Origin of the sequence: Amycolatopsis sp. CA-230715, from assembly GCF_018736145.1 — a bacterium.
GTDB lineage: Bacteria > Actinomycetota > Actinomycetes > Mycobacteriales > Pseudonocardiaceae > Amycolatopsis.
The window spans coordinates 4,410,510-4,433,757 of the sequence record NZ_CP059997.1; the positions used below are offsets into that span (position 1 = coordinate 4,410,510).

General features: G+C 70.1%; 27 protein-coding genes. 21 read left to right on the plus strand and 6 right to left on the minus strand.

Going from position 1 to position 23,248, the window contains the following annotated elements:
* Positions 1–9: 9 nt before the first annotated feature.
* Positions 10–1,182: a globin domain-containing protein gene (locus HUW46_RS20995; protein WP_215548888.1), complete on the minus strand. Its 1,173-nt coding sequence runs from the start codon at positions 1,180–1,182 to the stop codon at positions 10–12.
* Positions 1,183–1,628: 446 nt separating this feature from the next.
* Here HUW46_RS20995 and HUW46_RS21000 point away from each other — a divergent pair, with 446 nt between their 5' ends.
* The 4 genes from HUW46_RS21000 (at position 1,629) to HUW46_RS21015 (ending at position 7,618) form a co-directional block, all read left to right on the plus strand.
* Positions 1,629–2,078, plus strand: a complete 450-nt coding sequence (locus HUW46_RS21000) for a MarR family winged helix-turn-helix transcriptional regulator (protein WP_254126631.1) — start codon at positions 1,629–1,631, stop codon at positions 2,076–2,078.
* Between the two features lie 50 nt (positions 2,079–2,128).
* Positions 2,129–3,997 (plus strand): MFS transporter, encoded by a 1,869-nt coding sequence (locus tag HUW46_RS21005; protein ID WP_215550009.1) that lies wholly within the window; start codon positions 2,129–2,131, stop codon positions 3,995–3,997.
* A gap of 179 nt (positions 3,998–4,176) precedes the next feature.
* Positions 4,177–6,774, plus strand: coding sequence for an ATP-dependent chaperone ClpB (gene clpB / locus HUW46_RS21010; RefSeq protein ID WP_215548890.1), 2,598 nt, complete (start codon positions 4,177–4,179; stop codon positions 6,772–6,774).
* Between the two features lie 79 nt (positions 6,775–6,853).
* A complete protein-coding gene (locus tag HUW46_RS21015; RefSeq protein ID WP_254126384.1) occupies positions 6,854–7,618 on the plus strand; it encodes a hypothetical protein in 765 nt (254 codons plus the stop codon).
* 435 nt (positions 7,619–8,053) lie between these two features.
* Here the strand turns inward: HUW46_RS21015 and HUW46_RS21020 are convergent, their stop codons facing one another.
* Positions 8,054–9,496, minus strand: a complete 1,443-nt coding sequence (locus HUW46_RS21020) for a hypothetical protein (RefSeq protein WP_215548891.1) — start codon at positions 9,494–9,496, stop codon at positions 8,054–8,056.
* 236 nt (positions 9,497–9,732) lie between these two features.
* Between HUW46_RS21020 and HUW46_RS21025 the strand changes: the two genes are divergently transcribed.
* Positions 9,733–10,512 carry an SDR family NAD(P)-dependent oxidoreductase gene (locus HUW46_RS21025; protein WP_215548892.1) on the plus strand — a complete coding sequence of 260 codons (780 nt, stop codon included), beginning with the start codon at positions 9,733–9,735 and terminating at the stop codon, positions 10,510–10,512.
* Between the two features lie 12 nt (positions 10,513–10,524).
* Entirely contained in the window at positions 10,525–11,082 is a 558-nt protein-coding gene (gene pyrE, locus HUW46_RS21030) for an orotate phosphoribosyltransferase (RefSeq protein WP_215548893.1), read from the plus strand.
* A 49-nt stretch (positions 11,083–11,131) separates the two neighbouring features.
* Here the strand turns inward: pyrE and HUW46_RS21035 are convergent, their stop codons facing one another.
* Entirely contained in the window at positions 11,132–11,326 is a 195-nt protein-coding gene (locus HUW46_RS21035; protein ID WP_215548894.1) for a CsbD family protein, read from the minus strand.
* A 154-nt stretch (positions 11,327–11,480) separates the two neighbouring features.
* Between HUW46_RS21035 and HUW46_RS21040 the strand changes: the two genes are divergently transcribed.
* The 12 genes from HUW46_RS21040 (at position 11,481) to HUW46_RS21095 (ending at position 17,449) form a co-directional block, all read left to right on the plus strand.
* Entirely contained in the window at positions 11,481–12,065 is a 585-nt protein-coding gene (locus tag HUW46_RS21040; protein ID WP_215548895.1) for an RNA polymerase sigma factor, read from the plus strand.
* Positions 12,056–12,640 (plus strand): Asp23/Gls24 family envelope stress response protein, encoded by a 585-nt coding sequence (locus tag HUW46_RS21045; protein WP_215548896.1) that lies wholly within the window; start codon positions 12,056–12,058, stop codon positions 12,638–12,640. The genes HUW46_RS21040 and HUW46_RS21045 overlap by 10 nt, the downstream gene beginning before the upstream one ends.
* Positions 12,637–13,002, plus strand: coding sequence for an Asp23/Gls24 family envelope stress response protein (locus tag HUW46_RS21050; protein ID WP_215548897.1), 366 nt, complete (start codon positions 12,637–12,639; stop codon positions 13,000–13,002). Before HUW46_RS21045 ends, HUW46_RS21050 begins: the two co-directional genes overlap by 4 nt.
* Positions 13,002–13,334: a hypothetical protein gene (locus tag HUW46_RS21055; protein WP_215548898.1), complete on the plus strand. Its 333-nt coding sequence runs from the start codon at positions 13,002–13,004 to the stop codon at positions 13,332–13,334. The genes HUW46_RS21050 and HUW46_RS21055 overlap by 1 nt, the downstream gene beginning before the upstream one ends.
* A gap of 84 nt (positions 13,335–13,418) precedes the next feature.
* Complete coding sequence (locus tag HUW46_RS21060; RefSeq protein ID WP_215548899.1) at positions 13,419–13,877, plus strand: Asp23/Gls24 family envelope stress response protein; 459 nt, start codon at positions 13,419–13,421, stop codon at positions 13,875–13,877.
* Between the two features lie 59 nt (positions 13,878–13,936).
* A complete protein-coding gene (locus HUW46_RS21065; RefSeq protein ID WP_215548900.1) occupies positions 13,937–14,119 on the plus strand; it encodes a hypothetical protein in 183 nt (60 codons plus the stop codon).
* 3 nt (positions 14,120–14,122) lie between these two features.
* Positions 14,123–14,449 carry an Asp23/Gls24 family envelope stress response protein gene (locus HUW46_RS21070; protein ID WP_215548901.1) on the plus strand — a complete coding sequence of 109 codons (327 nt, stop codon included), beginning with the start codon at positions 14,123–14,125 and terminating at the stop codon, positions 14,447–14,449.
* Positions 14,446–14,979, plus strand: coding sequence for a DUF6286 domain-containing protein (locus HUW46_RS21075; protein ID WP_215548902.1), 534 nt, complete (start codon positions 14,446–14,448; stop codon positions 14,977–14,979). The genes HUW46_RS21070 and HUW46_RS21075 overlap by 4 nt, the downstream gene beginning before the upstream one ends.
* The gene (amaP, locus tag HUW46_RS21080) at positions 14,979–15,551 is read left to right on the plus strand and encodes an alkaline shock response membrane anchor protein AmaP (RefSeq protein WP_215548903.1); all 573 of its coding nucleotides are present in this window, start codon (positions 14,979–14,981) and stop codon (positions 15,549–15,551) included. The genes HUW46_RS21075 and amaP overlap by 1 nt, the downstream gene beginning before the upstream one ends.
* Positions 15,552–15,754: 203 nt before the next feature.
* On the plus strand, positions 15,755–16,147 hold the full coding sequence (locus HUW46_RS21085; protein ID WP_215548904.1) for a DUF2784 domain-containing protein: 393 nt from the start codon (positions 15,755–15,757) through the stop codon (positions 16,145–16,147).
* Between the two features lie 50 nt (positions 16,148–16,197).
* Positions 16,198–16,839, plus strand: a complete 642-nt coding sequence (locus HUW46_RS21090; protein ID WP_215548905.1) for a TrmH family RNA methyltransferase — start codon at positions 16,198–16,200, stop codon at positions 16,837–16,839.
* Positions 16,840–16,879: 40 nt separating this feature from the next.
* The gene (locus tag HUW46_RS21095; RefSeq protein WP_215548906.1) at positions 16,880–17,449 is read left to right on the plus strand and encodes a TetR/AcrR family transcriptional regulator; all 570 of its coding nucleotides are present in this window, start codon (positions 16,880–16,882) and stop codon (positions 17,447–17,449) included.
* Here the strand turns inward: HUW46_RS21095 and HUW46_RS21100 are convergent.
* Positions 17,433–19,583 carry a molybdopterin-dependent oxidoreductase gene (locus tag HUW46_RS21100; RefSeq protein WP_215548907.1) on the minus strand — a complete coding sequence of 717 codons (2,151 nt, stop codon included), beginning with the start codon at positions 19,581–19,583 and terminating at the stop codon, positions 17,433–17,435. The two genes, HUW46_RS21095 and HUW46_RS21100, sit on opposite strands and share 17 nt — an antisense overlap.
* A 51-nt stretch (positions 19,584–19,634) precedes the next feature.
* On the opposite strand from HUW46_RS21100, the gene HUW46_RS21105 reads away from it, so the two are divergent.
* Complete coding sequence (locus tag HUW46_RS21105; RefSeq protein ID WP_215548908.1) at positions 19,635–20,630, plus strand: glycoside hydrolase family 76 protein; 996 nt, start codon at positions 19,635–19,637, stop codon at positions 20,628–20,630.
* On the opposite strand, the gene HUW46_RS21110 is transcribed toward HUW46_RS21105, so the two are convergent.
* Positions 20,627–21,199, minus strand: a complete 573-nt coding sequence (locus HUW46_RS21110; protein WP_215548909.1) for a TetR/AcrR family transcriptional regulator — start codon at positions 21,197–21,199, stop codon at positions 20,627–20,629. The genes HUW46_RS21105 and HUW46_RS21110 overlap by 4 nt on opposite strands.
* A 104-nt stretch (positions 21,200–21,303) precedes the next feature.
* Between HUW46_RS21110 and HUW46_RS21115 the strand changes: the two genes are divergently transcribed.
* Positions 21,304–22,425 carry a serine hydrolase domain-containing protein gene (locus HUW46_RS21115; protein ID WP_215548910.1) on the plus strand — a complete coding sequence of 374 codons (1,122 nt, stop codon included), beginning with the start codon at positions 21,304–21,306 and terminating at the stop codon, positions 22,423–22,425.
* On the opposite strand, the gene HUW46_RS21120 is transcribed toward HUW46_RS21115, so the two are convergent.
* Complete coding sequence (locus tag HUW46_RS21120; RefSeq protein WP_215548911.1) at positions 22,398–22,733, minus strand: winged helix-turn-helix transcriptional regulator; 336 nt, start codon at positions 22,731–22,733, stop codon at positions 22,398–22,400. The genes HUW46_RS21115 and HUW46_RS21120 overlap by 28 nt on opposite strands.
* Positions 22,734–22,815: 82 nt before the next feature.
* Between HUW46_RS21120 and HUW46_RS21125 the strand changes: the two genes are divergently transcribed.
* Complete coding sequence (locus HUW46_RS21125; RefSeq protein ID WP_215548912.1) at positions 22,816–23,214, plus strand: RidA family protein; 399 nt, start codon at positions 22,816–22,818, stop codon at positions 23,212–23,214.
* Positions 23,215–23,248 lie beyond the last annotated feature (34 nt).

A 23,248-nucleotide genomic window follows, 5' to 3' on the forward strand; every position in this document is an offset into this window, starting at 1 on the left:
CGAAACGCGCTAGTCGATGGTGAACGGGTCGTAGCGGATCTGGTCGAGCGCGGTGCCCGCGACGAGCATCCTGGACACCGTCGCCCTGATCATCGCGGGCGAGCCCGACACCAGCACGTCGTGGTTGGGCCACGCCCCGTGCCGCGTGATCGCTTCGGCCAGCGTGCCGTGTTCGCAGCCGGTGAGGCCGGGCCCGTGCTCGATCACCGGCGTCACGGTGAGCCAGGGATTCGTGGACGCGAGCATGCGCAGATTTTCCAGGTTGTAGAGGTCTTCGCGCGTGCGGTCGCCGTAGAACACCTTGACCCTCGGGTTCTCGCCCCACTGCGCCAGCTCGTCGAGCAGCGACTGAACGGTCGCGACCCCCGTGCCGCCCGCGACCATCAGCACGTCGCGGTCGCTTTCCCGGTCGACGGTCATCCGGCCCAGCGGCGGCCCGAACCGCCACACGTCGCCCTCCTGGGTGTGGCTGACGATCGCGCGCGAGACCCAGCCGCCTTCGACCGCGCGCACGTGGAACTCCATCGAACCGTCTTCGCGCGGGGCGTTCGCGGGTGAGAGGTACCGCCACAGCCGCGGCCGCTGCGGCACTTCGACACTCATGTACTGGCCGGCGAGGAACGGCAGCTGCCGCTCCGGCTGGAGCCGGACGAGCGCGAGGTCCCAGCTGATCCTGCGGTGCTCGGCCACGGTCGCCGTCCACGAAGCCGGGTTCGTGTCGGCGGCCGCCGCTTCCTGCATGGACCTGGCGATGATCGTGTACGCCTCGGCCCACGCGCGCTCCACTTCGGGCGTCCACTCCGGACCGAGGTGCTTCTTCAGCGAAGCGAGGAGCGCGGTGCCGACCGCCTCGTAGTGCTTGGGGATGACGCCGAACTTGCGGTGGTCCCTGCCGAGCTGGCGCAGGAACGGCACCAGGTCGTCGGGGCGGTCGACCATCTGGACCACGTGCACGAGCGCGCGCACGAGCCTGCCCCGCTGCACTTCCATGTTGATCGGGAAGAAATCGCGCGTGGCGGGCGCGAGGGTGAACAACATGCCGTAGAAGAACTGCGAGATCTCCGGCAGGTACGGTTCCGCCTTCGCCCAGGCGTCCCTGATGAGCCGCACCATGTGGGTGACGGCTGGCGGGGCCTCCCGGTGACTGGACCGGGGAACGGGGCTGACGGCGTCGGCGGTCATGTCGGTGTCTGCTCGCAGGGTTTTCGGGGGTCGGGGATCCTCCGTGGGGGATTATTCATGAACGATCCGCCGTTACTACTTCGTCATCGAGCACCGGCCACACCCCGCGATCAGTGGCCGTGGTGATCATGAATATTCCATCCTCTTGATCAAATACGCCTCGCGGGGATCCGGGCGGGCAGTCCGCAGAGTAACCGGCGTGCGGCCGAATCCGAGCAAGGTTGCGCCAGACGGGTGGTGTTGCCCGGCAACGGGGTGCGCTAGCTCACGCCAAGGATAGTTGTGCTAAGCAACTAGCTGATCGTAAACTTGTATGGCGCAAGCAATTGGCGCGAGTCATCGGAAGAGGGAGGCCGGTCCGCATGGGTGAGCAGCCGGAAACACTGGACCGTCCCGTGGCGGACCCGGAAGCCGAACCGCGCGGCGGCCCCAGCGACGACGCCAGCATGGAGCTGATGCGCCAGCTCCGCGCCTCCGCGCAGCTCCAGCACGGCTGGATCGCGCAGGCGTGGAACGCCGAGCCCGGCATCCACCCCGCCGCGGGCATGCTGCTCTCCGAGCTCGCCCATCGCGGCGAATGCCGCCCGTCGGAGCTGGCCAAGCGCCGCATGGTCGATCTGTCCGTGATCAGCAGGCAGATCTCCCAGCTCGCCGCCGCTGGCCTGATCGAGCGGCGGCCCGCCCCCGAAGACGGGCGCGCGGCGCTGATCAGGGTCTCCGAAGAGGGCAAGGCGCAGCTCGAACGCTGGCGCGGGTTGTACATCGCCTTCGTCAAGCGCGCGCTCGAGAACTGGTCCGACGACGACGTCGACGCGCTGACCAGGCGACTGGAACTGATGAACGAGGACCTGCGCGAGGCGCTGGGCGGCTGCCCCCTGCAGGACGGGAAGAAGTGAGGAGGACCGTGAGTACACCAACCGTGACGAGCGCCGGCCCGGCGGAACCGATGACCCACCGGCAGATCATGAAGGCGTTCTCGGGGCTCTTGCTGGCCCTTCTCGTCGCCATGCTGTCGTCGACCATCGTGTCCAACGCGCTGCCGACGATCCTCGCCGATCTGCACGGCTCGCAGGGCCAGTACACCTGGGTGGTCACCGCCACCCTGCTGACCTCCACCGCGACCACGCCGCTGTGGGGCAAGCTGTCCGACCTGTTCAGCAAGAAGATGCTGTACCAGCTGGCCATCGTGATCTTCACGCTCGGCTCCGCGCTCGGCGGTATCGCGCAGTCGATGCCGGAGCTGATCGCGTACCGCGCGCTGCAGGGCATCGGCCTCGGCGGGCTGCAGGCCCTGATCCAGGTCGTGATCGCGGCGATGATCGCGCCGCGCGACCGCGGCCGCTACTCCGGCTACATCGGCGCCACCTTCGCCGTGGCCACCGTGTCCGGCCCGCTCGTCGGCGGGCTCATCGTGGACTCCCCGCTGGGCTGGCGCTGGTGCTTCTGGGTGTGCGTGCCGGTCGCCGTCGCCGCGTTCATCGTGCTCGGCAGGACCTTGCACCTGCCGGTGCTCAAGCGGAAGGTCAAGATCGACTGGCTCGGCGCGACCCTGCTCGTCGGCGGCGTCGCACTGCTGCTGATCTGGATTTCGTTGGCGGGCAAGAGCTTCGCGTGGGGTTCGTGGACGACGGTCGCCTACGTCGGCGGCGCGCTCGTTTCGCTCGCGCTCGCGTTGTTCGTCGAATCCAGGGCCAGCGAGCCGGTGCTGCCGCTGCGGCTGTTCCGCAACCGCACGATCACGCTGTCCGTGCTCGGCACGCTCGCGGTCGGCACCGCGATGTTCGGCGGCTCGGTGTTCCTCGGGCAGTACTACCAAATCGCGCGGGGTTTCTCGCCGACGCACGCGGGCCTGATGACGCTGCCGCTGGTGCTCGGCCTGTTCCTGTCGTCGACAGTCTCCGGCCAGGTCATTTCGCGGACCGGCCGCACGAAGCCGTTCATGGTGGCGGGCGCGGTGCTCCTGCTGGCGGGGCTGGGGTTGCTCAGCACCGTCGACCACACCACGAACCTGACCCTGATGGGCACCTTCCTCGCGGTGATGGGCATCGGCGTCGGGTTCCTCATGCAGAACCTGGTGCTGGTCGTGCAGAACACGGTGGCCATGCAGGACATGGGTTCCGCGTCCTCGGTGGTCACGTTCTTCCGGACGCTCGGCGGCTCGGCTGGCGTTTCCGCGCTCGGCGCGGTGCTGTCCGCGCAGGTCGCGACCAACGTCAGCGCGGCGCTCGGCGGCAAGGGCGGCTCGGCCGGCGGCGGTTCGCTCGACCTCAAGGCACTGCCCGAACCGGTCCGCGCCGTCGTGCGCGACGCCTACGGCGACGCCACCGGCAAGGTCTTCCTGATCGCCGCGTGCATCGCGGTTGTCACGCTGCTCGCGGTGGTACTCATGAAGGAGACGCCGCTGCGCGCGAGCCTCGACTTGCGCGAGGAAAAGGCGCCGGAGGAGGCCGAAACCATGGAACTGGAGCCGATCCACCAGCCGAAGCACGCCCGCACGGACGACCGGCCGCGCGCCTGGTTCGAACCGGAGCAGCAACCCGTCTCGCCCGTGCACGGCGTGGTGCTCACCCCGGACGGCGTCCCGATCGTCGGCGCCGCGGTGACGCTGACCGACGCCGCGGGCCACCAGGTCGCCCGCACCAGCACGAACGACGTCGGCGGCTACCGCGTGCCGGCGCCGGGCAGCGGCCACCACATCCTGATCACCGCCGCGCCCGAGCACGCGCCGGAAGCGGTGGCGCTGGACCTCGCGGGCAGGCCGCTGCACCACGACGTCACCATGGCGCGCGCCGACTCACTCGTCAGCGTGCACTGATCGCTGGCTGAAAAGCCCCTGGCCGGTTCCGCCGCCAGGGGCTTTTCGCTGCCCACGAGGCGACGGATCGAAGAAATCTGAAGTTGAGCGGAACAGACTCAACTTTTCTGACGTTGTACATGTCGACGGTCCATGCGAGAGGCTGTCACCAGGGCATGCACAACCACATGAGGTGAGGGATGGACGCTTTCAACCCGACGACGAAGACCCAGCAGGCGATCTCGTCGGCGGCACAGGCGGCGACCGTCGCGGGGAACCCGGACGTCGCGCCGCCGCACCTGCTCGGCGCGCTGCTCGCCCAGAGCGACGGGATCGCCGGGCCGCTGCTGACCGCCGTCGGCGCCGACGTGGACCAGGTGCACAAGGAGCTGGAGCCGATCGCCCGCGCGCTCCCTTCGGCGACCGGTGCCACCGTCTCCACACCCCAGTTCGACACGTTCGCGCTCAAGTCGCTGACCCACGCGCAGAAGCTCGCCACGGAGCTCGGCGACGAGTACGTCTCCACCGAGCACCTGCTCGTCGGGCTCGCCGCCGAGGGCGGCCAGGTCGCCGACCTGCTCAAGCGGCACGGCGCGACCCCGGACGCGCTGCGCGACGCGTTCCAGCAGGTCCGCGGCTCCGCGCGGATCACGAGCCCCGATCCCGAAGGCACGTTCAAGGCGCTCGAAAAGTACGGCGTCGACCTGACGGCGCGCGCCCGCGCCGGCGAGCTCGACCCGGTGATCGGCCGGGACACCGAGATCCGCCGCGTCGTCCAGGTGCTTTCGCGGCGCACCAAGAACAACCCGGTGCTCATCGGCGAGCCCGGTGTCGGCAAGACCGCCATCGTCGAAGGCCTCGCCCAGCGCGTCGTCGCCGGTGACGTGCCGGAGTCGTTGCGCGGCAAGCGCGTGGTGGCGCTGGACCTCGGGTCGATGGTCGCGGGCGCGAAGTTCCGCGGCGAGTTCGAAGAGCGGCTCAAGGCCGTGCTTAAGGAGATCACCGACTCCGCGGGCGAGGTCATCACGTTCATCGACGAGCTGCACACGATCGTCGGCGCCGGTGCCACCGGTGAAGGCGCGATGGACGCGGGCAACATGATCAAGCCGATGCTCGCGCGCGGTGAGCTGCGCATGGTCGGCGCGACCACGCTCGACGAGTACCGCCAGCACATCGAGAAGGACGCCGCGCTGGAGCGGCGCTTCCAGCAGGTCGTGGTCGGCGAGCCGTCGGTCGAGGACACCATCGGTATCCTCCGCGGCCTCAAGGAGCGCTACGAGGTGCACCACGGTGTGCGGATCACCGACGCCGCGCTGGTCGCCGCCGCGACGCTGTCCGACCGCTACATCACCGCGCGCTTCCTGCCGGACAAGGCGATCGACCTCGTCGACGAGGCGGGTTCGCGGCTGCGCATGGAGATCGACTCGCGGCCGGTGGAGATCGACGAGGTGGAGCGGCTCGTCCGCCGCCTCGAGATCGAGGAAATGGCACTGTCCAAAGAGGACGACGCCGCGTCGAGGGAACGCCTCGCCGCGTTGCGCGGTGAACTGGCGGAACAGCGCGAGCAGTTGTCCGCGCTGACCACGCGCTGGCAGAACGAGAAGGGGTCGATCGAGAAGGTCCGCGATCTCAAGGAGCAGCTCGAACAGCTGCGCGGCGAGGCGGACCGTGCCGAGCGCGACGCCGATCTCGGCCGTGCCGCGGAACTCCGCTACGGCAAGATCCCGGCGCTGGAGAAGGATCTCGAAGCCGCCACCGCGGCCAGCGAGTCCGCCGCCAGCGCGCAGGTGATGCTGAAGGAGGAGGTCGGCAGCGACGACATCGCCGACGTGGTGAGCCTGTGGACCGGGATCCCGGCGGGCAGGTTGCTCGAAGGCGAGACCGGCAAGCTGCTCCGGATGGAGGAGGAGCTGGGCAAGCGCGTCATCGGCCAGCCCGAAGCGGTCACCGTCGTGTCCGACGCGGTGCGCCGCACGCGCGCCGGTGTCGCGGACCCGGACCGGCCGACCGGGTCGTTCCTGTTCCTCGGCCCGACCGGGGTCGGCAAGACCGAGCTGGCGAAGGCGCTCGCCGAGTTCCTGTTCGACGACGAGCGCGCGATGCTGCGGATCGACATGAGCGAGTACTCGGAGAAGCACTCGGTGGCGAGGCTCGTCGGCGCGCCCCCGGGGTACGTCGGCTACGACCAGGGCGGGCAGCTCACCGAGTCCGTGCGGCGCAGGCCGTACTCGGTGGTCCTGCTCGACGAGGTCGAGAAGGCGCATCCGGATGTGTTCGACGTGCTGCTGCAGGTGCTCGACGACGGCAGGCTCACCGACGGCCAGGGCCGCACGGTGGACTTCCGCAACACCATCCTGGTGCTGACGTCGAACCTCGGGTCGCAGGCGATCGCGGACGCCTCGCTCGACGAGCGGCAGCGCAAGGACGCGGTGCTTTCGGTGGTGCAGCGCCACTTCAAGCCGGAGTTCCTGAACCGGCTCGACGACCTGGTGGTGTTCCACGCGCTCGACACCGAGCAGCTGACCTCGATCGTCGACATCCAGATCGAACGGCTGGCGAAGAGGCTCTCGTCGCGGCGCCTGACGCTGGACGTCACAGACGGGGCCCGCGAGTGGCTCGCGCTCAACGGCTTCGACCCGATCTACGGCGCGCGCCCGCTGCGGCGGCTCGTGCAGTCCGCGATCGGCGACAAGCTCGCGAAGCAGCTCCTCGCCGGTGAGATCAGGGACGGCGACACGGTCCGTGTCGACATTCCGGAGCTCGAAGCGGGCGACTCGCTGACCATCGAGCGCGCGTAAGGGCGGTTTCCCCGAACGGGTGGCGGCGACACGGCCAGCTGATCTTGGTCGGCTGGCCGTGGGGGATACCCTGATGGTCGTGGGTATTCCGGCGTGGATCTGGTTCGTCATCGCCGCCATCGCACTGGTGGCAGGCCTCGGGCTGCTCGCGGCCGACCGGTCGAGAGAGGGCTCGCGCAACCGAGAACGCGCGCGGTGGGCCGATCTGCGCGGCTGGCAGTTCGTCGAGGAGGACGAACGCCTGCCGCGCCAGTGGTCCGGCGGCGCCATCGGGTACTTCGGCGCGGAGGCCGCGGTCAACGTGGTCGCGGGCTCGACGTTCACCTCGGACGGCAGGCGCCCGGTGTTCGTGTTCGACATCGAGTCCGACGGCCAGATCCCGGCCGTGGTGGTCGCGGTGCGCTGCAACCGGGTGCACCCGGTGCTCGTCGAGCTGTGGCTCGCGAGCGTGCCGTTCCAGCGCGCCGAGATGCCGGAGCTGCTCGGCCCGGTCGGGCAGCGGTACGCCTTCGCCGACGACGCCGAGGGCGCCCGCGCGCTGATCACCCAGGAGCTCGTGGACGCCGCGGACTCGCTCGGCGGCGACGTCGGCGTCACCTGGCTCGAGAACGAATGGGTGCTCGCGAGCGCGGCCCCGAACGTCGGCCCGTCCCGGTTGGAGCGCCTGCTGCGCGACCTCGGCGAAATCGCCGACATCGTCGACCCGTTCGACGACGAGTTCAGCGGCGCCCCCGCCCCCGCGGCGGGCAGGCACTGGCAGAACGCCGAACAGCAGGCACCCGCCGCCCCGGACCACGGCGGCGGCGCCACCGAATACCAGGCGCCTCCCCCGCCCGCGCACTGACCCGAAACGGCCCCGCCCCTCGTGGCGGGGCCGTTTTCGTTCGTGGCCGGAAGCTGTCCGTCGCCTGTGGACTCTTCGCGCTAGGTTGGCGGGCCCCGAAAGTGGCTTTCAGGGCGTTCAGGTCCCCGAAGGTCACTTTCGGGGCATGCGCCGCAGCGGCGTCCGCTTCGCCGAGGGCGGCGTCCGCCGCAGCGGTCGTATTCCTCGGTTCCGCGGGTTCGTTCGCCGGAAGTTGTCCACATCTGCCGTCGGCTGTGGACAACTCGCCTTTCCCGGCCACCTCCGCCCTGACTGCCGATAGACTGGGCTTGGGGCCGCCCCCGGGACGGGTGGGGGATTGTTCATAGGTAACGCGGAAAAGAATCCGGTTTTCGCGTGGTGTGCTCCGCGCAGAAGAATGGCCCCGCCGGAGCGGGGCCGTTCTCGAAAGTGCCGTCAGTCCACGTGCGGCGTGACCTTCAGGCCGTCGACGGAAACACCGCCGCCGACGGGTTTCTGGCCGAGCAGCCCGACCTGGAGGTCGTTGTCGTGCTTGACCGACGCGTCCCGCGTCACCTCCGGCGCACCCGGCTTGCTGTCCTTTGTGGACTGAGTGGCGCCGACGGCGGTGTCCACCGTGGTCTTCGCACTGCCCGAGACACTGACGACCTTGTCGATGCCGAGCGAGCCGCTCGTTTCGTCGGAGAACTTGCCCGTGGTGAGCGACTTTTCCGCCGAGTCGACCTTTCCGGCGGGGCTCACCGTCGTGGCGCTGTGGTTGGCCGAGTCGACCGAGCCCTCCTGCGCCGAGGCGGCCGCGGCGGAGAGCGGGCCGAGGTTGCCGCCCACCGCGTGCGCTTGCTTCAGTTCGCCGGAGCCGTTGCCACCGGCGACCACGGTCGCCGAGCCGTCCTGGTTCCGTTCCGCGTCGAGCACGCCGCTGAACGAACCCCGCGCGCCCTGATCGGAAGCCACCGTGCCGCCGGCGAGATCGCCGAACGTCACGCCCTGCGTGGAACTGCGCGCGGCCTTCGCGTTCGCGCCTTCCTTGACGACGCCGTGCGCGTGGCCGTCCTTGGAACCGGAGAACCCGGCGTAGCGGTCGAGATCGGTGCCGATGCTTTCGCTGTTGTCACTGGAAACCGAGTTGCCGCCCTTGTTCACGGCGTGGGACATCGAGTTGTCGGCGACCACCTGGTGAGCCTCCTGCGTAGCGGTGTCGAGCGTGCCCGCGACGGGATCGAACTCGAATGCCTCGCCGCGGTCGTCCGTGACCCCGGCGCTCTGCTGATTGCTGGTGAGTGCGGCGCCGTCGCCGAAGCGGGCGCCTTCGGTGTTCGCGCGCGAACCGGCCAGGTCGGTCGTGCCGACCTCCGATCCGGACACGCGACCGGTCGGGGTGACGTGCAGGTCCCGGTTGCCGTCGGCGGCGACCCGGCCCGCTTCGTCCGAGGTGTGCGCGATTCCGTACGGCCCGTGGCCCACGGCGTACTTCTGCGATTCGCTGCCCGCGAGAAGCCCCTTCGCGTAGGCCGTCGAGTCCACACCGGACAGACCGGCCGTGGTGGTGTCGGCGGTGTCCGCCGTCCCCTTCGCCGCCTGCGCCTGCTCGGCCGCGACCTTGGCGCCGCCGAGGTCACCGGTGTAGGTGTCCTTGTTCATCGCGTCGACGAAACCCTTGACGAACGCGGTGTAGCCCACCGCGTCCGGGGTCTGGATCGGCTTGATGTCCTTGTCGAAACCGTGCTGGAACGAGTGCTCGTTGTGGTGGTCGATCGGCAGGTCGGGGCCGGTGGCCGCCCACCCGGTCGCCGGTCCGGCCAGCAGGAGCGCGAACGGCGCCGCGCCCGCGGCCACCTTCGGCAGGTAGCTCATTCTCCGCTTGGTGTGCTTCCCCATAAGAAGGTCCTCACAGTCAGAGTTCGCATCGGTCAGAGCCTCTCTCGGACAGGCCTTCATCGGAGTGAAATCCGTTACTCCGAATGGCGGCCCGAACGATACTGCCCGTCCTACTACCCCGCACGGGTGGGATTTAACCCACCACTTTGAGTTAGCGTTCGTGCGGCGGTTTTCCCAGCTCGGCTCCCGTTTCGTGTACCCACCGCAGTCAGTGCCGTGCCGGTACCGTTGGCCGCATGCCCACCGCCCTCATCACCGGCGCGACCGCCGGAATCGGTGCCGAGTTCGCCCGCCGCCTCGCCGCCGAGGGACACGACCTCGTGCTCGTCGCGCGGGACGAAGCCCGCCTCGAAGCACTCGCCGCCGAACTGTCCGAACGCCACGGCATCGCCGCCGTTCCGTTCCCCGCCGACCTGAGCACCGCCGACGGACGCCTCGCCGTCGAAGCCAAGCTCGCCGCCGAAGAGGTCGACCTGCTCGTCAACAACGCGGGCTTCGGGCTCAACGGCGATTTCTGGACCGTCCCGCCCGACGAGCTGCAGGGCCAGCTCGACGTCAACGTGACCGCCGTGCTGAGGCTGACCAGGGCCGCGCTGCCCGGCATGATCGAGCGCGGCCGCGGCGACGTGATCAACGTGGCGAGCGTGGCCGGGTTCATGTCCGGGCACGAGGCGACCTACACCGCGAGCAAGAACTGGGTGGTGTCCTTCTCCGAAGGCATCGCCGGTTCGACGCGCGGCACCGGCGTCCGCGTGCTCGCGCTCTGCCCAGGGTTCACCCACACCGAGTTCCACGAGCGGCTCGGGATGAAGAAGATCGGCCCGAAGTTCCTGTGGCTCGACACGGGCTCGGTGGTGCGCGAGGGGCTGGCGGACCTTCGCCGCGGCAAGGTGGTGTCCGTGCCGAGCCCCCAGTACAAGGCGATCGTCGCCTTCCTCGGCCTGGTCCCCCGGTCGCTCATGCGCGCGGTCGGCAACCGGGTCGCGGCGCGCGACCGGATCTCCGGACGCGTGTGACAAACTCACGCCGTGCGGAAACCGGATCACGCGGCGAAGATCGAACTGGCCAGGCTCGTCACCGAACTGGCCGTGGTGCACGGGAAGGTCGTCCTTTCCTCCGGTAAGGAGGCCGACTACTACGTCGACCTCCGGCGGGCGACCCTGCACCACGCGGCGGCCCCGCTCATCGGGCAGCTGCTCCGCGAGCTCACCGCGGACTGGGACTACGTCGCGGTCGGCGGGCTGACCCTCGGCGCCGACCCGGTGGCCACCGCGATGCTGCATTCCGCGGCGGCGGACGGCATGGTGCTCGACGCGTTCGTGGTGCGCAAGAGCGCCAAGGAACACGGCATGCAGCGCCGGATCGAGGGCGTCGAAGTGCGCGGCCAGCGCGTGCTCGCGGTGGAGGACACCTCGACCACCGGCGGCAGCGTGCTCACCGCGGTGGAAGCCCTGAACGAGGCCGGTGCCACGGTGGTGGGCGTCGCGACCGTCGTCGACCGGGACACCGGTGCCCGCGAAAAGATCGAAGCCGCCGGGCTCGACTACCGGTACCTGCTGAACCTCGAAGACCTCGGCCTGAGCTGAGGCCCCGAGCCCGGCGGGTGGCCCCCGAGCGGCCACCCGCCGAGACCGGTCACTTCTTGAAGGCGTCCTTGACCTTGCCCGCGGCGTCGGAAACGGCGTCCTTCACGTTCTCCACGGCGTCGGAGACCCCGGCCTTCGCCTGGTCCGCCTTGCCCTCGCTCTGGAGCTGCTCGTCGCCGCTGACCTTGCCCGCGGCCTCCTTGGCCTTGCCCGCGAGATCGTCCGCCTTGTTGCCGAAAGACATTCCTGGCTCCCTTCGCTGTGACGGCGCCGGGTATCGGGCCGTCCTCACCCCGCTCGACACGGCAGCGCGCCGGATCCTCACGCCCGCGCGCGGGTGACGACGCTCACCCATAATTCGACCGTGACGTTTCGGGCTCCGAGGTGTCCAAGGGGTCATGGGAGGTGCCGTGAGTGCGACCAGCGCGGAGGAACGCCCGCCCGTGCCGCTCGACGACGAGACGCTCGTCGCCAGGGCGCGGCAGGGCGACGTCCGTGCGTACGAGCAGCTCGTCCTGCGCTACCAGGGGCCGATGTTCCGGCTCGCCTCCCGCATGCTGGCCAGCCGATCGGACGCGGAGGACGTGGTGCAGGAAGTCTTCCTCACCGCGTGGCGCAGGCTCGACCAGCTCCAGGAGGACGCGGCGTTCGTCGGTTGGCTCTACCGGACCACGACGAACCGGTGCCTCAACCACATCCGCTCGCGGCGACCCGTCGTCGAGGCGGACTACGAGACCACCGAATCACCGAGTGCGGAAACGAGGCCGGAGCACGCGGTTCAGGTCAGCGCGCAGCTGGCGGCACTGGAAAAGGCGTTGCAGCAGCTCACCGCCGAGCAACGGGCGTGCTGGCTGCTCCGCGAAGTACACGGCAGGTCCTACGACGAGATCGGCCGAATCGTGGGTACGAACAGCACGGCGGTGCGCGGGCGCATCGCGCGGGCGCGTGCCCAGCTGGCAGAGGTGATGCGGCCATGGCGGTGAACCGGGCGCCAGGGGGCTACGAACTCCCCTGCGAACGCGATCTGGAACAGGTGTGGGAGCGGCTCGACGAGGTCGGCGCCGGGCGCGCCGACGAGCACGAGCTGACCTGCCCGCACTGCCGCACGGCGCGGGAAAGCCTGCAGGCGCTGCGCGATGCGACCGACGAGCTGGTGGCCGAGGCCGACGGCCCGCCGCCCGACCTGGTCGGCAAGATCATGTCGGCGGTCCGCGCGGAGGTGCGGCGCGGGCACATGATGCGGCTGCCCAGCCCCGAACCCGGGGTGGTCGAGGTGAGCGAGCAGGCGGTCGCCGTGGTGCTGCGGTTCGCCGCGGACGCGGTCACCGGCATCAGGGCCCGCCGCTGCCGGGTCCGCACGATCGGCATCGGCGACGCGGGCGAGGCGATCGTGGAAGTCGACCTCACCCTTGCGGTGAGTCTGCGGAACGCTACCGGCCGTGAGGCGTTGTCGGAAGTGAGGGAACGGGTCGGCGCCGCCGCGGCCGCGCGGGTGGGTCTGCGCGTCGAGCGCTTGAACCTGATCGTGGACGATGTGTACGAGGCGGATGGGGAATGACGGCAGCGGAGTACGTCATCAGCGACACGGTGGTGTCCAGCGTGGCGGCGCGCGCGGCGATCGCGACGCCCGGCGTGGTGCGGCTCGAACCGGGACTGGTCGGGCTCGTCACCGCGTGGGGGCGCGCGGCGCGCCAGCGCTGGGAAGGACTGACCCCGGCGCCCGCGGACGGCGTGACCACGAAGATCGTGGACGGGCAGGCGCAGGTGAAGGTGGACCTGGTGACCTCGTCGGTCGACCAGGCCGCCGCTGTCGCCCGCGCGGTGCAGCGCGCCGTTTCCCGGGAAGTGGCCGAGCAGACCGGGCTCGCCGTTTCCGCGGTTTCAGTGTCTATTTTGGACATCGAGCCGGGGAACCGGTGATGGCGAAGGACGATCTGGTCGCGGAACTGCTCGAAGCGCTCGCCAAGGTCGACGGCCTGCGCCCGGCGACCCCGCTGGCGCCGCCGAACCAGACCTGGATGTGGTGGGACTGGCAGTCCCTCGCCGTCGACCTCGACGACGAAGTGGTGCGGATCCGTTTCGTGGCAACGAAACTGCCGCTTCCGCCATTGCTGCGAGCCGCCGAGGACGCGGTGCGCCCGATCCTGCGCGGCACCGCGTGGGAGACGGCCGCGCTCACGCTCGTCGTCGCCGACATCGACGGCGAAGCGTTCACACCGATGCGTGACCGGGACCACACGATCGGGTCGTGACGATCTCCGAAGCGCTGTGTCTATCGGGTATCGGGGTAGTAACCGAGCCCCGGCCCAAGACACAGCAAACAGAGGGAGACCTTCATGAGCACCTCGACCGCGGAGAAGAACACCGCCGTTTCCAAGGCGGGCAACACCACCGAAGTGAGCGCGCTGGTGACGAAGCAGGGCGCGACCACCATCGCCGACACCGTGGTGCAGAAGATCGCCGGTCTCGCCGCCCGTGAAGTGAGCGGCGTCTACGACCTCGGCGGCGGCGCGGCCCGCGCGTTCAGCGCCATCCGCGAGCGCATCCCCGGCGCCAGCGCGAGCGCGGGGCAGGGCGTGTCCGTCGAGGTCGGCGAAAAGCAGGCCGCGATCGACCTGCAGCTCCTGGTGGAGTACGGCGTTTCCATCGCCGACCTCGCGCGCTCGGTGCGCAAGAACGTGATCACCGCGATCGAGCAGATGACCGGGCTCGAGGTCGTCGAGGTCAACATCAACGTCAACGACGTGCACATCCCCGGTGACGAGGACGAGCCCCAGAACGACCGGGTCCAGTGAGCCAGGCGGCCGCCGCGCGCCCGCGCGGCGGCCCGGTTCCTTCGGGGAAGGAGATCGTCATGAACGGCACGCTCTACGGGCTCATCACCGGGATCGCGCTCGGTTTCGCGGCCGCGTTCGGCGGGTTCTCGGCCTTCGTCATCGTCCTCGTGCTGGGCGCGCTCGGCCTGCTCGTCGGCCGGTGGCTCGACGGCAAACTGGACCTTTCCGCGCTCGTCGGCGCGGGGCGGGACCGGGGGTAGCCGATGTCGCTCGCCGCCGAAGTCATCGAAGATCGGGGCCGGACCACCCTCGAACCGCGCGTCGTCAAGAAGATCGCCGGGCACGCCGCCGGCGAGGTGCCCGGTGTCGGCTCCGGCGCGAAGGTCGACGCCACGATCGACCGCGAATCGGCCACGCTGACGGTTTCGCTCGCGGTGCGCTATCCGGAATCGGTCGCGCGCACCACCGAGGCCGCGCGTGCGCACGTGGTGGCGCGGACCGCCGAACTCACCGGCCTGTCCGTGCCGAAGGTGGACATCGTGGTGACCGCGCTGCAGTCCGAAGAGACCGGCAAACGGAGGGTGCGGTGATCCGGCGGCCGCGCCGCAGCCTGCCCGCCGCGCTGGTCGCGCTCGTGGTGCTGGCGGCGTGCGCGTTCGTCGCGGTCTCGTGCGTCCAGTACCTGATCGGCGAGCGGCCGTGGCTGACGTTCGACACCGCGGCGGACGCCGTGCGCGGGATCCGCTGGGACGGCGTTCCGGTGCTCGTCGCCGGTGGTGTGGTCGCGGTGGTCGGGCTCGTGCTGCTGCTCGCGGCGGTGCTGCCCGGTAAGCCGATCGTGCTGCCGCTCGCGCCGTCCGATCGCGACGAGACCTCCGGCGCGACACGGCGCAGCGTGCACGGCGAACTGCGCCAGACCGTGGCCTCGGTCGACGGGGTTTCGTCGGCGAAGGTGAAGCTGCGGACCAAGAAGCTGACCGCGCGCGTGCGGACGAGCCGGACGGTGACCGAGGGGCTCGCCGACGCGGTTTCGTCCGCGCTCGAAACGCGGCTCGACCAGATCGCGCCCGCGAAGCGCCCGAGGGTGCGGGTTCGCGTGAAGAAGACGAGGAGCAGCTGATGGCGAACCTGAACCGGCCCGCGCGGCTGAACCGGGCCTTGCTGGCCGTGCTCGGTCTCGTGCTGCTGGCCGCGGGCGCGTTCGCGCTGGTCACCCATTTCGGCGCGCTGCGGGTGCTCGATCCGGCCGCGCCGGTCGTCCCGTCCCTGCCCGCGCCGCCGACCTGGGCGTACTACGCGGCGATCGCGGTGGCGGTCGTGCTCGGGCTGCTGTGCCTCCGGCTGCTCGCCGCGCAGGCGTTCCGCCGTCCGAGGCCGGGTACGTGGCGGTTCGAAACCGAGCCGGAACACGGCGGGACCCGGCTGAGCGGGTCCGTCGCCACCAAGCCCCTCGCTGAGGAAGTCACCGCGTACCAGGGCGTCCGGTCGGTCAACGCCACCCTCGCCGGCCGCCGCGAGGACCCGACGCTGTACCTCACCGTCGGCACCGAACAGGGCGCCGATCTCGGCGAGCTGCGCGAGCGCATCGACGAGCACGCGGTGCCGAGGCTGCGGCGCGCGCTCGACCTCGACGCGCTCCCCGTCGTGCTCGAATTCCGGCTCACTACCAAATCCGGCGCCCGCGCGCTGTAGGGCGGATACCCCGATCCGCTCGGGGGAAAACCCTGATGCGCACGCCCCTGCCCGGTTGTAGCGTCGTTGACGTGGGGAAACCGGAGTTCGAGCCGGATCGGCCCACCGCCCGATCGTGGTTACTCGGTCACTTTGCCGACCGGTTCTCAGTGATCGAGGAGTACGGTCGGAAGTGAAGTGGCTGTGAGAAGGGGGATGCGCGGATGTACCGGTTTCTCGCCGACCTGACCGTGCTCGTCCACCTTCTCGCGCTCGCCTACATCGGTTTCGGCGGCTTCCTCGCGTGGCGGTGGCCGAAGGCGATCTTCGTGCACATCTTTTTCGCGGTGTGGGGCGTCGCGGTGAACGCCTTTCCGATCCCGTGCCCGCTGACCGCGCTGGAGAACTTCTTCCGCCACCAGCAGGGCCTCCCCGACCTTCCCGGCGGGTTCAACGCCTACTACCTCTACGACACGGTGTTCCCGAGGGCGTGGCTGCCGCTCATCACCGTCGTCGCGCTCGGCGTGGTCGTGATCTCCTACATCGGCGCCTTTCAGCGCTGGCGCCGCGTCCAGCACGGCGAACACGTGCCGGGGCCACCCGTCGGTCTTGGCTGAGGAACAATCACCCCGGTGAGGGTGAGCTGGGAGAACAGGGCGGCTCGGCGGTGACCGGGCCGAGCGAATGGGGCGCGCGCGAAGAAGTCGGCGTCGGGCCGTGGGAGGGGCCGTGGCCGGACGATCCGCGCTACGATCCCGAACTGCTGGAAAACGGCGACCGCCGCAACGTGGTCGACCCCTACCGCTACTGGCGCCGCGAAGCCATCGTGTCCGATGTGGACACTCGACGGCATCCGTTCCACGTGGCGATCGAGAACTTCCAGCACGATCACAACATCGGCACCGTGGTGCGCACCGCGAACGCGTTCGCGGCCGCGGCCGTGCACATCGTCGGCCGCAGGCGCTGGAACCGCCGCGGTGCCATGGTCACCGACCGGTATCAGCACCTCGAGCACCACGAGGACGTGACCGCGCTGCTCGCCTATGCCGCGGAACGGAATCTGGCCGTGGTGGGCGTGGACAACACGCCTGGCGCGAGTCCACTTGAGACGGTCGAGCTGCCCCGCGACTGCGTACTCCTCTTCGGACAGGAGGGCCCCGGCCTTTCCGGTGCGGCGCAGGAAGTCGCGTCGGTCGTGGTGTCGATCGCGCAGTTCGGCACCACGCGCTCGATCAACGCGGGCGTCGCGGCGGGCATCGTGATGCACACCTGGGTCCGCCAGCACGCCGACCTCGCCGACGCGTGGTGAGCAGGCCATGGGACCGAGTCGCGTCACGTAGACTGGTGGCATGGCACGGTGGGAGCCGAACGCGCACGAGCGCCTCGCGAGCGCGGCGATCGAGCTGTTCCTCCAGCAGGGCTACGAGAACACCGCGGTGGCGGAGATCGCCGAGCGCGCCGGGCTGACGAAGAGCACCTTCTTCCGGCACTTCACCGACAAGCGCGAAGTGCTGTTCGGGCGGGACGAGCTGAGCAGGCTGCTCGCCGGGGCGATCACCGCCGCGCCCGCTTCCGCGACGCCGATCGGCGCGATCGGGGCGGCGCTGGACGCCGCGGCGGCGGTCTTCGGCCCGGAACGCCGTGACTGGGCGCGCAACCGGCAGGCCGTCATCACGGCTACCAGCGAGTTGCGGGAACGCGAGCTGCTCAAGCGCGCCAGCCTCGTCGAGGCCATGACCGGAGCGATGCGGGAGCGCGGTGTGCGGGATCCGGTCGCCGGGCTCGCGGCCGAATTCGGTTACCTCGCCTTCGAAAACGCGTTCAAGCGCTGGATCGACCCTGCCGGGCGGGACGCTTTCGGCGAGGTGGCTCGCGAGGAGTTGGAAAGCCTGCGCGAGGCCATCACCGAACTGGGCTGACCTCCACCGGGATTCCATTGAGGACGGCGGTACCGGACAACGCGTCGAGCCGGGTTTCGTCGGTCAGCAGGTTCGTGTTGACCCCGGCGTGCTCGGCGGCGACCCTGGTTCGCGTGCCGTCGCCGCCGTGGCCCCAGCCGTGCGGGATGCTGACCACGCCGGGCCGGATCGTCTCGGTCACTTCGACCGGCACGGCGATCTTCCCCGCGGCGGATCCCACATTCGCGAGCGCGCCGTCGGTGAGGCCCAATCGCCGCGCGTCCTCGGGGTGCACTTGGACGGTGCACGTGTTGGACCCGCGTACGAGCGGTTCGAGGTTGTGCATCCAGGAGTTGTTGGAACTCAGGTGCCGCCTGCCGATCAGGACCAGGGGGCTCGGCGCGGCACCGAGTTCGGCGGCCAGCCTCGGCACGTCCGCGGTGATCGGCTCCGGGGCGAGTTCGATGCGGCCGCTGGCGGTGTTCAGTATCTCGGGTACACGCGGGCGCAGCGGCCCGAGATCGACGCCGTGGGGCGTCGCTTCGAGATCCGCCAAGGTCAGTTCGTACGGGCCGCCGCGCAGCATCAGGTCGATCAGCCGTGCGGGCCCGGTGCGGTCACCGGCGAGCGCACTGTCCACACCGGACCGCCGCGCCACCTCCGCTGCCACGAAATCGTCCAATGCGGACAGTTCGGCGGTGGGCTGCCCGGTGACGATCGCGGTCAGCCGCAGCAGGGTTTCCCATTCCTGCGGCAGTTCCGTGCCGACCGCGGCCGGGGTCCAGTTCGCCACGTTCCGCACCGCGAGCTGGTACAGCGCGACGTCGTAGTGCGGGCGTTCCAGCGGGCTCGGGCCGGGCAGGATCACGTCGGCGTGCCGGGTGGTTTCGTTCAGGTAGACATCGAGGGAGAGCTGGAAGTCCAGCCGCCCCAACGCATCCGCGAGCCGTTCGCCGTTCGGGGCGCTCAGCGCGGGGTTTCCGCTCACCGTGACGAGCGCGCGGACCCGTCCGTCGCCGGGGGTCAGGATCTCGTCGGCGAGGGTGGCCACCGGGACCTCGCCGAACACCTCCGGCAGGCCGCGCACCCTGGTCCGCCACCGGCCCGCGGCGAACGGGCGGCGCTTCCCCGGCGCGCTGTTCGGCTGCCCGGCGGCGGCCAGCGGGAACAGCACGCCGCCAGGCCGGTCGAGGTTGCCGGTGAGCACGTTCAGCACGTCCACCAGCCAGCTCGCGACCGTGCCGAACGCCTGCGTCGTGGTGCCGATGCGCCCGTAGACCGCCGCGCGCTCGGCGTCGGCGAGATCGAGGCCCATCCGGCGGATCTCGGCGGCCGCGATCCCGGTGTGCCCCTCGACGGCTTCCGGGGTGAACGGGCGGGCGAGTTCGCGGACCTCGTCGAGTCCGTTCACGTGGTCCGCGAGCTGTCCCAGCGCGACGCGGTTCTCCGCGAACAGGACGTTGACCAGTGCGAACAGCAGCAGCGCGTCGGTTCCCGGCCGGATCGGATGGTGCTCGTCGGCGAGTTCGGCGGTGCGCGTGCGCTTCGGGTCGACGACCACGATCCGGCCGCCGCGCGCCCGGATCGCCTTGAGCCTGCCGCGGGTGTCCGGCGCGGTCATCAGGCTGCCGTTGGACACCAGCGGGTTGGCGCCGAGCAGCAGCAGGTGACCGGTGCGGTCGAGATCGGGCACCGGGATGGACAGCGGGTCGCCGAAGAGGTAGCCGCACGAAAAGTGCTTCGGCAGCTGGTCGACCGAACCGGCCGTGTAGAAGTTCCTGGTGCCGAGCGCCTTGTAGAACACGCGGCCGTAGAGCGCGAGCGCGGTGTTGTGCACGCCGGGATTGCCCGCGTAGACGGCGACCGCGTCGCGGCCGTGCTCGTCCAGTATCGCCCGCAGCCTCGCTTCGATCTCGGCGAACGCCTCGTCCCAGGTGACCTCGACGAACTCGCCGTCCCGCTTCACCAGCGGTGTGCGCAGCCTGTCCCGGTCGTGGTGCAGCGCGCCCAGCGACGCGCCCTTCGGGCACACGTACCCCTTCGAGAACACGTCATCGGTGTCGCCGCGGACGCTGGTCACCACCGGGCCGTCGAAGGTGACTTCGAGGCCGCAGCACGCCTCGCACAACGGGCAGGTGACGTTCGCGGTGGTCATGACGCCCGAACATACCGAGCGGTATGTCGCGGGGCAAGGGACGATGGGAGGATGAGGGCGGAACGCGCGGCGGCGGCGGAACGGGCGATCACGGTGCGGCACCTGCGGCCGGTGTGGGGACTGCCCGGCACGGTGCTCGGGCGCAGCGGCTGGCCACCGGATCCCGGCCAGCGGCTGCACTGGCACTGGAACTACTGGTGGCAATCCCATCTGCTGGAGGCGCTCGCGGACGCGCAGCACCGCGCGCCCACCGCGGCACGGGCCGGGCTCATCGAGCGGTTCGCGCGTTCGGTCCGGCTGCGGAACTTCGGTAGCTGGGTGAACGACTACTACGACGACATCGCGTGGCTCGGAATCGCGCTGCAACGCGTCGGCGGCGACCCCGGCGCGCTCGACGCGATCGCGAACCGCCTCCGCTCGGGATGGACGCCGGACGCGGGCGGCGGGATCTGGTGGCGCCGAGACGACCAGTTCAAGAACGCGCCCGCGAACGGGCCCGCCGCGATCTTCCACGCCCGCGCCGGGGACACCGAGCACGCGCGCGGCCTGCTCGACTGGATGACCGAGCGGCTCGTCGACCCGGACACCGGGCTCGTCTGGGACGGGTACCGGGTGGACACCGGTGAGACCGTGCAGCACATTTACACCTACTGCCAAGGAGTTTACCTCGGCGCCTGCGTTGAACTGTCCGAAGTGGACTATGCGAAACGGGTGATCCGCGCGGTGGCGGAGCACTGCGCGCCGGGCGGGGTGATCCGGGGCCAGGGCGGCGGGGACGGCGGGCTCTTCGCAGGCATTCTGGCGCGGTACCTTGCGCTCGCGGCGCGGAGGTTGCCGCCGTGCGAGGAATCCGATGTCGCCTCGGAGATCGTGCTCACCTCGGCGGACGCGTGCTGGGACTCTTCTCTCGAAGTGCGCGGTGATCCGCTGTTCGGTCCTGAATGGACGGAGCGGGTACCGGACCTGCCGGTCCGTGGCCCGGCGCGGGATCTCTCGGTCCAGGTCGGCGCGTGGATCCTGCTGGAGGCCGCTGCTTCGCTGGGTTAGCTCCGCTCGATTCCCGGTTCTCGTGCGGGCAGGCCGCGCAGGAGCGTGTCGAGGAAGAGTTCGAAGCGCGGGGCGTGCTGGCCGAGGTCGAGCGGGTTCTCCTGGGCGGCGAGCCAGCTGACGACCGACGTGATGAAGATGTACCAGCTCTGCTCGGCGAGTCCAGGATGGACACCCGCGTTCGTGAAGGCCGTGACGACCTCCGTGCGGAGCCGTCCGAACGAGCCGGAGTGGCGGTGCGGCCTCGCGGTGCGGGTGGCGTAGCCGGGTACCGCCAGGAACTGGTCGTGCATGGCCCAGGCGAGCCGCGCGAGCCAGGGGCGCCACTGGCGCTTTGGCGGGCCGTCGGCGGGCAGGACGCGCTCCACCATGACGTCGCTGACCAGGTCCAGCAGCTCGTCGCGGTTCCTGACCCAGCGGTAGAGGGCGCCATGGCTGACCTCGAGGCGGGCGGCGAGCTCCCGCATGGTTACCGCGTCGAGGTTCCCCGCCGACAATGCGGCGTCCACGATCCGCTCGCGGTTGAGCTGTGCGGGGCGCCCGGGGCGGGCGGTCGTGGCGTCGGCCATATCCGGACTCTAGTTTGTGACCACTGGTCACTAATAGGTGTACGCTCGGCCGGGTCGGGGTTCGGCGTTCAGTGTTCAGCGTTCGACGTTCGGCAGGAGGAGTGATGGAGGCATTGCGGGGCACCGTGGCCGCCGGTTTCGAGCCGGTGCGGGACGAGTTCGCCGAGGTCGTTCTCGGGGAGGGCGGCGACTTCGCCGCGCAGCTGGTGGCTTATCGGCACGGTGAGCGGGTCGTGGATCTGTGGACCGGTCCGGAGATCACCGGGGATTCGCTGCTCGGCGCGTTCTCCGCGAGCAAGGGCGCCGCGCACCTCGTCGTCGCGCTGCTGGTGCAGGACGGTGTGCTGGAGCTGGACCGGCGGGTCAGCCACTACTGGCCCGAGTTCGCCGTGGAAGGCAAGCGGGACATCACGGTGCGCGAGGTGCTGGCGCACCGCGCTGGCCTGGTCGGCGCGGACGCGGGGTTCGCGCTGGCCGAGCTCGCCGACGACCGCGTCGTCGCCGAGCGGCTCGGCGGGCAGCGCCCGTACTGGCGGCCGGGAACCGCGTTCGGCTACCACGCGCTGGTCGTCGCGGCGTTGAGCGGCGAGGTGGTGCGCCGCGCCACCGGAGCGACCATCCAGGAGCACTTCGCTGCGCGCGTGCGCGATACGTACACAGTGGACTTCTACTTGGGACTGCCGTCGAACCAGGAATTCCGTTACCTGGCAGTGGAACCGGCGCCGGAACCGCCCGGCGTCGGCGTTCGTGGCCTGCCCGGTATCGCGTTCAACCGGCATCACCCAGGGAATCCGGAGCTGTGGCGGTTGCCGAACTTCCGCGTGATCAGGGCTAACGGTCCCGCTTCACTGGGCGGAGTCGCCTCGGCACGCGGCATGGCGAGGATGTACGCGGCCGCGATCAGTTCCGTGGATGGTATGGCGCCGTTGCTGAAGCCGGACACCGCCGCCGCGTTCGCGCAGATCCAGTCCGTCGGCTACGACCTGGTCACGCGTGCGCACAAGACGTTCGGGGTCGGGTTCCACGCCACCTCCGAGGTGTACCCGGAGCTGGGCCAGGGCGCGTTCGGGCACAGCGGCGCGGGCGGTCAGCAGGCGTTCGCCGACCCGCGCAATTCCGTCGCTTACGGCTACAGCAGGCGGCGGTTCCCTTGTCCGAGCGGGCCCGCGCCGGAAAACGCCCGTCTGATCAGTGCGCTTTACGCGTCTTTCCAACGCTCTCGGTAGTCCTGGCCCCACCGTTCCAACAGGCTCGTGATGGTTCGCAGGCTTTCGCCGAGTTCGGTGACCGAGTATTCGACCTTGGGCGGCACCTGCGGGTACACGGTCCGCAGCACGAGGCCGTCGGCTTCGAGTTCCCGCAGCTGCCTGGTCAGCATCCGCGGCGTGACGCCGTTCAGCGCCCGGTCCAGCTCGCCGAACCGCTTGGTGCCGTCCAGGAGGTGCCGCAGGATGACCAGCTTCCACTTGCCGCCGATGACCTCCAGCGCGGCCTCGACCGTGCACTCGTCGGCCAGGTCGTCGATGCGGGCCATACGGTCTCCCTATACGCGGTGGTAGTACTGGTCAAGAAAGACAGTACTTGTCGTGCGGGCTGGTAGGGCCGACGCTGTGCCCATGACTTCTCCGCAGCGCGTGACGCACGACCCCGACTGGTACGAGCCCTACCGCATTTCCCTTGCCATCAAAGCGAACGGCCTCATATTCGTCTCCGGGCAGGCCGGGATCGACGAGCGCGGCCGCACCGTCGCGCCCGACTTCGAAACCCAGGCGCACCGGGCGTTCCAGAACGTGCGGACGGTGCTCGGCGGCAGCCTCGCCGACGTGGTGAAGGTGACCATCATGGTGACCGACATGAGCCACCTCGACCGGATCGTCGAGCTGCGCTCGGAGTACTTCGCTCCGCCGTATCCGGCCGACACGCTCGTCCAGGTCGCCGGGTTGGCGCAGCCGGACTGGCTGATCGAGATCGATGCTATCGCGGTGGATCCTCATTTTGGCGGTGCCTCCGTGTAGCGTAGAAAATGGGGGCTGCATTTTTGGGTTTGCT

Bases quoted from the DNA above. Each gene is read 5' to 3' on its own strand.
- HUW46_RS21055 (WP_215548898.1), top strand. From the start codon at position 13,002: ATGGCGAAGGACGATCTGGTCGCGGAACTGCTCGAAGCGCTCGCCAAG.
- HUW46_RS21025 (WP_215548892.1), top strand. From the start codon at position 9,733: ATGCCCACCGCCCTCATCACCGGCGCGACCGCCGGAATCGGTGCCGAG.
- HUW46_RS21065 (WP_215548900.1), top strand. From the start codon at position 13,937: ATGAACGGCACGCTCTACGGGCTCATCACCGGGATCGCGCTCGGTTTC.
- clpB (WP_215548890.1), top strand. From the start codon at position 4,177: ATGGACGCTTTCAACCCGACGACGAAGACCCAGCAGGCGATCTCGTCG.
- HUW46_RS21115 (WP_215548910.1), top strand. From the start codon at position 21,304: ATGGAGGCATTGCGGGGCACCGTGGCCGCCGGTTTCGAGCCGGTGCGG.
- HUW46_RS21060 (WP_215548899.1), top strand. From the start codon at position 13,419: ATGAGCACCTCGACCGCGGAGAAGAACACCGCCGTTTCCAAGGCGGGC.
- HUW46_RS21125 (WP_215548912.1), top strand. From the start codon at position 22,816: ATGACTTCTCCGCAGCGCGTGACGCACGACCCCGACTGGTACGAGCCC.
- HUW46_RS21095 (WP_215548906.1), top strand. From the start codon at position 16,880: ATGGCACGGTGGGAGCCGAACGCGCACGAGCGCCTCGCGAGCGCGGCG.
- HUW46_RS21035 (WP_215548894.1), bottom strand. From the start codon at position 11,326: ATGTCTTTCGGCAACAAGGCGGACGATCTCGCGGGCAAGGCCAAGGAG.
- HUW46_RS21000 (WP_254126631.1), top strand. From the start codon at position 1,629: ATGGAGCTGATGCGCCAGCTCCGCGCCTCCGCGCAGCTCCAGCACGGC.
- HUW46_RS21105 (WP_215548908.1), top strand. From the start codon at position 19,635: ATGAGGGCGGAACGCGCGGCGGCGGCGGAACGGGCGATCACGGTGCGG.
- HUW46_RS21085 (WP_215548904.1), top strand. From the start codon at position 15,755: ATGTACCGGTTTCTCGCCGACCTGACCGTGCTCGTCCACCTTCTCGCG.
- HUW46_RS21005 (WP_215550009.1), top strand. From the start codon at position 2,129: ATGACCCACCGGCAGATCATGAAGGCGTTCTCGGGGCTCTTGCTGGCC.
- HUW46_RS21040 (WP_215548895.1), top strand. From the start codon at position 11,481: ATGGGAGGTGCCGTGAGTGCGACCAGCGCGGAGGAACGCCCGCCCGTG.
- HUW46_RS21110 (WP_215548909.1), bottom strand. From the start codon at position 21,199: ATGGCCGACGCCACGACCGCCCGCCCCGGGCGCCCCGCACAGCTCAAC.
- HUW46_RS21045 (WP_215548896.1), top strand. From the start codon at position 12,056: ATGGCGGTGAACCGGGCGCCAGGGGGCTACGAACTCCCCTGCGAACGC.
- amaP (WP_215548903.1), top strand. From the start codon at position 14,979: ATGGCGAACCTGAACCGGCCCGCGCGGCTGAACCGGGCCTTGCTGGCC.
- HUW46_RS21020 (WP_215548891.1), bottom strand. From the start codon at position 9,496: ATGGGGAAGCACACCAAGCGGAGAATGAGCTACCTGCCGAAGGTGGCC.
- HUW46_RS21100 (WP_215548907.1), bottom strand. From the start codon at position 19,583: ATGACCACCGCGAACGTCACCTGCCCGTTGTGCGAGGCGTGCTGCGGC.
- HUW46_RS21120 (WP_215548911.1), bottom strand. From the start codon at position 22,733: ATGGCCCGCATCGACGACCTGGCCGACGAGTGCACGGTCGAGGCCGCG.
- HUW46_RS20995 (WP_215548888.1), bottom strand. From the start codon at position 1,182: ATGACCGCCGACGCCGTCAGCCCCGTTCCCCGGTCCAGTCACCGGGAG.
- HUW46_RS21070 (WP_215548901.1), top strand. From the start codon at position 14,123: ATGTCGCTCGCCGCCGAAGTCATCGAAGATCGGGGCCGGACCACCCTC.
- HUW46_RS21050 (WP_215548897.1), top strand. From the start codon at position 12,637: ATGACGGCAGCGGAGTACGTCATCAGCGACACGGTGGTGTCCAGCGTG.